Annotated in this window: 1 protein-coding gene; it reads left to right on the top strand. The window is 69.8% G+C overall.

The features are described 5' to 3' along the window. The first annotated feature begins 187 nt into the window (after positions 1-187). Complete coding sequence (locus tag G3I78_RS46705) at positions 188-670, top strand: hypothetical protein (RefSeq protein WP_164436675.1); 483 nt, start codon at positions 188-190, stop codon at positions 668-670. Positions 671-675 lie beyond the last annotated feature (5 nt).

Genomic DNA, 675 nt, shown 5'->3' with positions numbered 1-675 from the left:
CGGCGGCGCCGGGGAGGATGAGCGTGGGCGTCACGATGGGTCGAACGTCCGTACTCGTCTCGGTCTGCTCCATGATGATCCGTCACGCACCTTTGTTCGTACCGTTGTTTGTAGCTTCTTTATCCCGCATATGTGAGGTTATCCCGGAGAAAGATCCGGGGGAGCGGAGCCCCCTAGGGTGGGCGCCATGACCTCAACGCTCGACGACGTCCTCGGCACGCTCTCGCTGGAGGACCGGCTGGAGCTCGTCCGCCGGGTACGGGTCGGGGCGCTGACCCTGCGGGGCGGCGACCGGGTGGTGGCGGACCGCCGGCTGCGCGGGTGGCACCTCGACGAGAACCTGGAGGCGGATGGCGAGGACTGCCGGGAGCCGTACGACGTGCCCGCCGGGGCGCTCGGACGCGTGCTTGTGGTCCGGCAGTACGTCACGCCATTCCCGTACCGCGTCACCTTCGACTCCGGCGTGGAGCTGAGCCTGGCCCCGGGCGACGTCGTCCGCACGGACGAACAGCCCTCCACGTGGGAGCGGGAGCAGGACGAGACGCTGTGGCACATCCCGGAGGGGGAGTTCTTCCGGAGCCGCTGTTCGCGGTGGATCGAGCGGGTCGGGCGTCCCTGCCCCCAGCTCCCGTCCCACCGGGGACCGTGCGGGCTGCCACCGCGGCGTTGAAGTTC

Origin of the sequence: Streptomyces sp. SID13726 (assembly GCF_010548375.1) — a bacterium.
In the GTDB taxonomy this organism is placed as follows: Bacteria; Actinomycetota; Actinomycetes; order Streptomycetales; family Streptomycetaceae; genus Streptomyces.
This window is presented reverse-complemented; position numbering and strand designations above follow the sequence as displayed.

Bases quoted from the DNA above. Each gene is read 5' to 3' on its own strand.
- G3I78_RS46705 (WP_164436675.1), top strand. From the start codon at position 188: ATGACCTCAACGCTCGACGACGTCCTCGGCACGCTCTCGCTGGAGGAC.